Genomic DNA, 8,199 nt, shown 5'->3' with positions numbered 1-8,199 from the left:
GCCTGAGGGAGCGGCGTGAGCGGGGGGGAGGGGGGGGTGAGCCTAGACGTCGACACTACCCTCAAAACAGGGGGCGTGGCCGCTCCCGGCGCCGGGAGCGGCCACGCCCTGTGTGGTCACCCGCCGGGCGGGTGGTCAGGCCGTGGTGGCGCCGCAGAACTCGGCCTCGAGTTCCGTGGTGAAGACCGAGACCGGGCCCCACGGGAGCCCGTCGGCCCAGTCGCCGTTGACCGAGGTCGCGAGCAGGTGCCGGCCGTCGCGGGTGCCGAAGGTGTAGGACCAGGAGCCGTCGATGGCGCCGCCCATGCCCCAGACCGTGCCGCAGGAGAGGGCGACGGAGCCGATGCCCAGGCCGTAGTGGGACCGGGGGATCCAGCCGTTGCCAGGGTCCCGCATGGTGAACATCTCGGCCATCTGGGCGGGCGGCAGCAGCCGGCCGCCCAGCAGGGCCTGGAAGAAGGTGCTGAGGTCGCCCACGGTGGAGATGAGGTCGCCGGAGCCGTAGCCCCAGGTGGGGCTGAGCTCGGTGACGTCGTAGACCGGCAGGGCGGGGTTGTCGAAGGGGCCGAGCTTGGAGTAGAAACGGCCGTGCGGGCCGCGGATGCCGGTGTCGTCGGCGGCCGGCTCGTAGGTGCTCTTGAGGTGCAGCGGCTCGGTGAAGCGGTCGGCGATCTCCTGTCCGAGGCTGTGGCCGGTGACCTGCTCGATGATCAGACCGGCCAGCACGTAGTTGGTGTCGGAGTACTCCCAGCCGGTGCCGGGCGCGAACCGGGGCTTCACGCCGATCCCGATCTCGACGAGCTGACGCGGGGTGAAGCGGTCGAACCGGTGCTGCAGGAACGGCGGCCCCTGGAACTCCTTGGAAACCGTCTCGTCCATCGCGAAGTTGGCGATCCCGCTGGTGTGGTCGAGCAGTTGGCGGATGGTGATCGCCGAGCCGTCGTAGCCGTTGCCGTCCACCAGGCCGGGCAGCCACTGCTCGACGCTGTCGTCCAGGCTCAGCCGGTGCTCGGCCTCCAACTGGAGCAGCGCGGTGGCGACGAAGGTCTTGGTGGTGCTGCCGATCCGGAACCGGTCCTGGGGGCGTAGCGGTCGGCCGGTGTTCTCGTCGGCGGTGCCGGACTGCCCGAACCAGGTCGAGCCGTTGTCGTGCACCTCGGCCATCGCACCGGGCAGGTGGGCCTGGGAGACGGCCCGGTCGAGGGAGGTCTGCAGGGCCTGGTGGCCGGTGTGCCCGCGATCCGTGGGCGCGGCGGAGGCGGTCGGCGTGGCGGCGAGCAGGGCGCCGGCCAGGACGGTGGCGAGGGCAGCGGTGCGGGCGGTGGTCTTCATGACGGGTCCCCTGGAGTGTCGGGCATTGGTCGTCTTCGTCGTCTTGTCGTCGGTGAAGAACGTACGGCCGGATTCGAGGATCCATCAATGAGTGCTCGCGGCGGCGGAGATGAACGAGCAGCTCAGCGGAGGTGAATCATTGCAATGGGCCTGACGGCGAATGCAATCGCGGTTGCAACCGTCCCCCGCACCCGGATACTCGTCCCGAGGAAAGGAGCCGCCCGTGCCAGGTGCCAGGCTGAGCCCGCAGGACCGTCTCGCGATCGCCACCGGGCTCGCCAAGGGGCTCGACTACGCGGCGATCGCCCGGCTGATCTCCCGCCCCACCTCCACCGTGACGCGGGAGATCGCCCGCAACGGCGGGCCCGGCCGCTACCGCGCGGAGACCGCCCAGCGCGCCACCGCCCGGCGGGCCCGCCGTCGACCGGGCAGCCCCCGGCCCGCCGGGGACGGCGCACGTGTGGCGGAGGGGCGCGATCCGGCCGCCATCAGCGACTACGCGGGCCGCTTCGCCGACCTGCTGGAGCAGCTGGGCCTGCCCCGGATGGTCGCCCGGGTGCTCTCCTGCCTCTACGTGACCGACAGCGGCAGCCTGAGCGCGGCCGAGCTGGTGCAACGGCTGGGGGTCAGCCCGGCCTCGGTCTCCAAGGCGGTCGGCTACCTGGAGGCCCAGGGGCTGATCCGCCGCCGACGGGACGGCCACGGGCGCCGCGAGCAGTACGAGATCGACTCCGACGTCTGGTACCGGTCGATGCTGGCCAGTGCCCGACGCAACGCCCTGCTCGCCGAGTTCGCCCGCAACGGCGCCGACCTGCTCGGCGCCGCCACCCCCGCGGGCCAACGTCTCGACACGGCGGCGGACTTCCTCGCGGAGATCGGCACCGACCTCGTCCGGGCGGTGGAGCGAAGGCGCTCCGGCCGGGGGTAGCCGACCGGAGGCTGACGCCCCGGGGCCGTGGTTCGGTTCAGCGCAGCACCGCCGGGGTCGGGCCGTCGGGGCGGACGGTGATGCTGTAGGCCGCACCGGTCGGGCGGGAGCGGAACTCCACGCGGCCCAGCGGGAGCAGGAGTTCCAGCAGCGCGGTGGTCTCCCGGAGGGCGAACTGAGTGCCCAGGCAGGCGCGGGCGCCGAGGCCGAAGGGGAAGTAGGCGCCGAGGTGGGCGGGGCGGGTGGCGCCGGGGGCGAAGCGACCGGGGTCGAAGCGGTCCGGGTCGGGCCACAGGGCCGGGTCGCGGTGGGTGAGGTAGGGGCAGACCAGGACGTCGGTGCCGGCGGCGATGTGGTGCCCGGCGATCACGTCGTCCTCGATGGCGTGGCGGGGGAGCATCCAGGCGGAGGGGTAGAGCCGGAGGGTCTCGTTGACCAGGGCCTGCGGGGCGGCGCCGCCCGCGCCGGGGTTGCGGTCGAGGAGTAGGAACAGCCAGGTGAGGGTGGTGGCGGTGGTCTCGTGGCCGGCGACCAGCAGGGTGACCAGCTCGTCGCGGATCAACCGGTCGGTGTACTCGGGGTGTTCCTCGGCGGCGTTGAGCAGCACGCTGAGCACGCCCGGTTCCTCGACATCGGAGAGACGGCCGGTACGGGCGGTGTCGATGGCGGCCTGGGCGACGGCGTCGATCCGGGCGAGGTCCTCGGCGACGGCGTCCCGGGCGTCGGCGGCGTTGGTCGGGAGGGTGGGCATGGCGGCCACCACCCGTTCCACCGAGCGCAGTTCGGCGTCCGTCCGGTCGTCCAGGGCCAGCCCGGTGAGCGTCCGCCAGACGGTGTCCAGGGCGAAACCGCGCATCTCCTCCGCCACGTCGAAGGTCTCCCCGCTGCGCCGGTACCCCTCCCAGCGGTCGGCGGTGCGGCGCGCGGCGGCGGCGATCCGCTGTTCGTAGCGGCGCATCCCGGTGCCGGTGAACTGGGACTGCAGCAGCCGCCGTTGGCGCTTCCAGGCGTCACCGGTGGCGGACAGCACGCCGTCGCCGACCAGCATCCGGGCCCGGTGCGAGCGCTTGACGTACCGGTCGGGGCGGCGGCCCAGCACGTGCTGGACGGCAGCCGGGTCGGTCACCAGCACGGTCGGCGTCGGACCGCCGAGCCGGAAGGCGGCGATGCCGCCGATATCGCGCTGCGCCCGGGTGAGCAGGTCGACCAACTGGGCCTCCTCGGCCCGCCACTGCTCGACGGCCTCCGGGGCCAGTTCCGGTACGGGGACGGCGTCCGTGGTCACCAGGGGTCTCCTCGACTCGGCTGACGAAGGTCGGGGCGGGCTCGCCCGGCGCCCGACTCTACGTCAACCGGGTTGTCGTGCGGTCACACCGGGTCACCCCGTCCGCCGCCGGGCCGGTCAGCCCCTCGGGTGGTCGGGCTCGGGCAGGCGTATCCAGTGGTCGGCCGGTCCGGTGACGGCGCGGGCGTCGGCGGGGTGGATCCCGGCGAAGGCGCAGGCGAAGGCGACGGCGCTATGGCGATGGAGGTAGTAGGCGAGGACCTCCTCGGTGGTGTGGTGGTTCATGGGAGGGCCGCCGGGATGGCGGTGGGGGCCGACTTCTTCGCCGTCGTGGAAGGCGCGGCCCTGGTTGCCGCTCTTGGGGTTGGCGTACATGCCGTAGCCGAGGGTGCCGACGGTCAGCCGGGCCATCGTGGTCAGGGCGTACGGGGCGAAGCCCCAGGGCTGGGTGACGATGCAGCCGCCGGGGACGGTGGTGACGCCGACCAGGAGCGGGCCCTCGTCGGGGTCGTACCTCCACAGGTCGTCGAGGAGGTCGGCCATGACCTCCTCGCCGACCGGAGTGCCGGCCAGTCGGTGTACCGCCTCGGTGGCATCGATGCCGGCGATGCAGGCGAGCCCGGTGCCGTAGTAGTGGAAGTCGCCGAGATCGGCCCGGAGCTTCCGTGCCTGCCGGGCGGTGGCTTGTTCGGCCGTCGTCAGGCCGGGTTCCCCGGCGGGCACGGGGAACAGGACGGTGTCGGGGTCCGCCAGCGCGAGGCGGCCCGGCGACCAGCCGCCGAGCAGGGGGCGCCAGGGGTCGGCTCCGGCGGCGGCCAGGGCACGGGCGTTGTCCGGCCGGTCCGACAGGACGGCCTCCCACAGCGCCGTCGTCCCGTCCTCCAGCGCGTCCACGTCCGCGACCCGGGCGGCGAGTTCGGCGACCACTTCGGGGGAGCCGTACTTCGAGGCCCGGTGCAGCGGCCGCTGGCCGAAGCCCCAGCCCTCCGGGTCGGCCCCGGTGTCGAGGCGCATGCGGATCTCCTCGGCGTTCTGCCAACTGTCCCAGGTCACGCCGCTCCAGCCGCCTGTCATCGCACCTCCCGCTCCTTCGCCACCGGATGAGCGCTCTGCTCCTCCTCCGCACAGGAGAGCACGCGGGTCCGACAGTCCGGCGTGGACCGCTCGACACGGCTGCGCCGCGGTCCGTCCCCCTCGACGGATCGCGGCGCAGCGGTTCAGGGGGTGTCAGTCAGGGACCCGGGTGGGTCACACGGCCTCCCAGAGGGCGGGGACGATCGGCGGTTCCCAGCCGACCTGGGCGGTGTGGCCCTGGACGCAGCGGTAGCCGACACCGTCGTAGGTGACGATGTCGCCGGCCTGGTAGGTGGTGCCGGGGGTCCAGGCGTTGCCGGGGTTGGGAGTTCCGCTGCCGACGACCAGGGTGAAGCTGGTGGTGTGGGTGGCCGAGCCGCTTCCGGTGACGGTGATGCCGTAGGTGCCGGCCGCGGTGGACGCCGCGGTGGCGACGGTCATCGTGGCGGAGGCGCCGGACTGCACCGAGGCCGGGTTGAAGGTGACGGTGACCCCGGCCGGGGCGCCGGTGGCGGTCAGGTTGACCGTCTGGGCGGAGCCGGAGGTGGTCGCGGTGGCGACGGTGGCGGTGGCGGAGGCGCCGGGCTTGACGGTGGCGGTGGCCGGGTTCACCGAGAGGGAGAAGTCGTTGGCGGGGGTGGCGCCGCCGACGGAGGTCTTCCAGATGGTGGAGGCCACGCCGTTGGCGCTGCGCTTGAGGACGGTGGCGTCGACGTTGGCGGTGGTGTCGCAGGACTGGTGGTAGCAGGAGTCGTAGGGCTGCCCGGCCGAGCCGCCCCACTTGGCGGCCTGCGCGGAGGTCTTGACGGCGCTGGCGCCGGCCGCGTAGCCGGAGGTCGGGATGCCGGCCTGCTGGAAGGAGTAGTCGTCGGAGCGGCCCTGGCCCTCGACGTTCTCCTCGGGCTGGAGGTTGAGCGAGTCCCAGTAGGCCTTCATCGGCGCGGAGGCCGCGGAGGTGAGGTTGTTGATGAAGTAGCCGGCATTGGGCGAGCCGACCATGTCGAAGTTGTAGTAGGCCTTGATCGCCGAGCGCTGGGTGGAGCCGAGCTGGCCGACGTAGTACTGGGAGCCCTGGAGGCCCTGCTCCTCGCCGGTCCACCAGGCGAACCGGACGTGTCGGGTCAGGGCGGGGTTCTGCTGGGCGAGCGCGAGGGCGTTCTCCAGCAGGACGGCGGAGCCGGAGCCGTTGTCGTTGATGCCGGGGCCGGCCGAGACGCTGTCGAGGTGGGCGCCGAGCATGGTGACCTGGTCGGACGGGCCGCCGGGCCAGTCGGCGATCAGGTTGTCGGACTGGTAGGTGCAGGAGGTGCAGGTCTGCTGGCTGACGGTGAACCCGGCCGCCTGGAGCTTGCCCTTGAGGTACGCCACGGACTGGCTGTGCCCGGGGCTGCCGGCCCGGCGGTTGCCGCCGTTCTGGTTGGCGATGGTGTTCAGCTGGGCGAGGTCGGCCTGGATCCTGGCCACGTCGATGTCCGGCGCGGGCCCGCCGGGAGTGCCGCCGCCGCCGACGGTCAGGGTGTACTGGGCGGTGTGGGTGGCCGCGCCGGCGGTGCCGGTCACGGTGATCACGTAGGTGCCGGCGGGGGCGCCGGAGGAGGCCGAGAGGGTCAGGGTCGCGGACGAACCGGCCTGCACGGAGCCGGGGTTGAGCGTCGCGGTGACGCCGGTCGGGGCGCCGGTGGCGGTCAGGTTGACGGTCTGCGCGGTGCCCGAGGTGACGGCGGTGGAGACCGTCGCGGTGGTCGAGGCGCCGGGCTGGACGGAGCCGGCGGCCGGGCCGAGCGCGAGCGAGAAGTCGTTGTTGCCGGACGGCGTGCAGCTCGGGTCGCCGCTCTGGGCGGGCACGCTGATGGCGTCCCAGGCGGCCTTGGTGCGGTTGTAGAAGGTGCAGCTCGGGTCGAGGTTCTTGGCGGCGGTCAGGGTGGTGGTGCGGTACCGCTTGTAGGTCATGCCGCTGGTCTTGAGCAGCATGCCGCCGTACCAGACCTGGCCGGCCTGCTTGACGCCGATGCCGGTGACGCTGGAGTTGTTGCAGGTCGGGCTGGTGGGCTTGCCGCCGCCCGGGTTGGAGCCGTTGGACAGCAGGTAGAACCAGTGGTTGAGCGGGCCGGCGGCCGCGTGCACCTCGGTGCTCGGTATCGAGGAGGAGTAGCAGTCGGGGTCGTTGTTGACCAGCGAGGGCTGGTAGAGGTTGCGGATCGGGCCCTGGCCGACCAGGTTGATCATGCGGCCGACCTGGTAGTCGGGGTAGTCGTACGGGGCGGGCTCGTTGTTGTACTCCTTGGTGAGCGCGCCGAAGATGTCGCCGGTGCCCTCGCCGAGGCCGTTCTCGTTGTCGGCGCCGCCGGGGGTGTACTGGTCGATGCCGTGGCCGAACTCGTGGCCGACGACGTCCTGGGCGCCGATCCACTGGCCGGCCTGGTTGTGGCCGATGGAGACCGAGCTGCCGTCCCAGTAGGCGTTGACGTCGTTGAGGCCCATCTTGATCGGCCAGCTGCCGCCGTTGCCGTCGTGGCCGTTGCGGCCGAGCCAGTCGCGGAGCATGTCCCATTCCTTCTGGGCCGCCCACATGGCGTCGCCGCAGCCGGTCTCCCGGCTGGAGGGGTTGCCGTTGCCCCAGGAGTCGGTGGACTTGGTGAACACCTGGCCGGTGTCGTTGTCGGAGCAGGAAAGGCCGGGCCGGTTCGGGTCGCGCAGCGCGTACGAGCCGCCGGAGTTGGTGGTGCTGATGGTGAGCGGGCCGGGGCCGTTCCACTTGCTGTTGACGGTGCCGGCCTCCACGTCGTCGTAGCTGTCCGCCACCTCGCCGGTGGCGGCGTCGACGAAGACGTGCAGCCGGCTGGGCGCGTGCTCGGTACGGCCGTTGAGCACCGTCTCCCAGGCGAGCCGGCCGGCGCCGTCCTTGACCCGGACGACCAGGCGGCGGGACTCCACCTTGTCCACGGTCGGCAGCTTGGTGCGCGCGGTCTTCTCCGCCTGGGTGGCGCTGATCTGGGGGGTGGTGGAGCCGCCGACCGGCCCGGTGGCGGCCGACTGGAGGCCGCGGACGGTGCCCTTGCCGTCGGCGAGCACCACGGCGTCGCCGCCGACCACCGGCAGGCCGCGGTAACTGCGTTCGTAGGAGACGGAGTAGAGGCCGTTCAGCCAGGGGGTGACGGACTTCCGCTCGTAGGTCTCGCCCGGTCCCTTGGCCAGGGCGTCGGTGCCGGCCGCAGCGGCCGCGTCGGCGGCGCTGACGGCGGCGGCCAGGGCGCTGGGCGGTGCGGGGGAGGGGGCGGGTGCGGCGGTGGCCGTTCCGGCGGTGGCGCCGATCAGGCCGGCCAGTACGGTCAGGGTGGTCGCCGTGGTGAGCAACCGGCCTGGGGAAACTCTGCGTTGCATCGAGGCTCCTCGCAAGTGGGGGTCCTCGACCGCGGACGGCAAGGCTGGTGGCGCACCGCAGGCCGTGTCTGGGGACGGCCGCTGCGGGCCGTCCGCGCTCGGGTGCCCGAACACTCACATGGCGTCATGCTCGGGTCAATGGCTGGTGCGGGCTCGGCATAGGGTTGGCAAATTCCGTCAAGGTGCGGGTGCCGTTTCG

General features: G+C 72.8%; 5 protein-coding genes. 1 reads left to right on the top strand and 4 read right to left on the bottom strand.

Features of this window, described 5'->3' with window-relative positions; genetic code table 11:
- Positions 1-135: 135 nt before the first annotated feature.
- The gene (locus ACZ7BZ_RS12060) at positions 136-1,332 is read right to left on the bottom strand and encodes a serine hydrolase domain-containing protein (RefSeq protein WP_470358265.1); all 1,197 of its coding nucleotides are present in this window, start codon (positions 1,330-1,332) and stop codon (positions 136-138) included.
- A gap of 223 nt (positions 1,333-1,555) precedes the next feature.
- On the opposite strand from ACZ7BZ_RS12060, the gene ACZ7BZ_RS12055 reads away from it, so the two are divergent.
- Positions 1,556-2,260: a GbsR/MarR family transcriptional regulator gene (locus ACZ7BZ_RS12055; RefSeq protein WP_470358264.1), complete on the top strand. Its 705-nt coding sequence runs from the start codon at positions 1,556-1,558 to the stop codon at positions 2,258-2,260.
- Positions 2,261-2,297: 37 nt separating this feature from the next.
- On the opposite strand, the gene ACZ7BZ_RS12050 is transcribed toward ACZ7BZ_RS12055, so the two are convergent.
- The 3 genes from ACZ7BZ_RS12050 to ACZ7BZ_RS12040 form a co-directional block, all read right to left on the bottom strand.
- Positions 2,298-3,545, bottom strand: coding sequence for a cytochrome P450 (locus ACZ7BZ_RS12050; RefSeq protein WP_470358263.1), 1,248 nt, complete (start codon positions 3,543-3,545; stop codon positions 2,298-2,300).
- Positions 3,546-3,662: 117 nt separating this feature from the next.
- Complete coding sequence (locus tag ACZ7BZ_RS12045) at positions 3,663-4,619, bottom strand: ankyrin repeat domain-containing protein (protein WP_470358262.1); 957 nt, start codon at positions 4,617-4,619, stop codon at positions 3,663-3,665.
- A gap of 174 nt (positions 4,620-4,793) precedes the next feature.
- The gene (locus ACZ7BZ_RS12040) at positions 4,794-8,000 is read right to left on the bottom strand and encodes a M28 family peptidase (RefSeq protein ID WP_470358261.1); all 3,207 of its coding nucleotides are present in this window, start codon (positions 7,998-8,000) and stop codon (positions 4,794-4,796) included.
- Positions 8,001-8,199 lie beyond the last annotated feature (199 nt).

Source organism: Kitasatospora sp. NPDC036934, from assembly GCF_055608425.1.
The sequence above is the reverse complement of the archived record's forward strand: the minus strand, read 5'-3'. Positions and strand labels throughout refer to the sequence as shown.

Bases quoted from the DNA above. Each gene is read 5' to 3' on its own strand.
- ACZ7BZ_RS12060 (WP_470358265.1), bottom strand. From the start codon at position 1,332: ATGAAGACCACCGCCCGCACCGCTGCCCTCGCCACCGTCCTGGCCGGC.
- ACZ7BZ_RS12045 (WP_470358262.1), bottom strand. From the start codon at position 4,619: ATGACAGGCGGCTGGAGCGGCGTGACCTGGGACAGTTGGCAGAACGCC.
- ACZ7BZ_RS12040 (WP_470358261.1), bottom strand. From the start codon at position 8,000: ATGCAACGCAGAGTTTCCCCAGGCCGGTTGCTCACCACGGCGACCACC.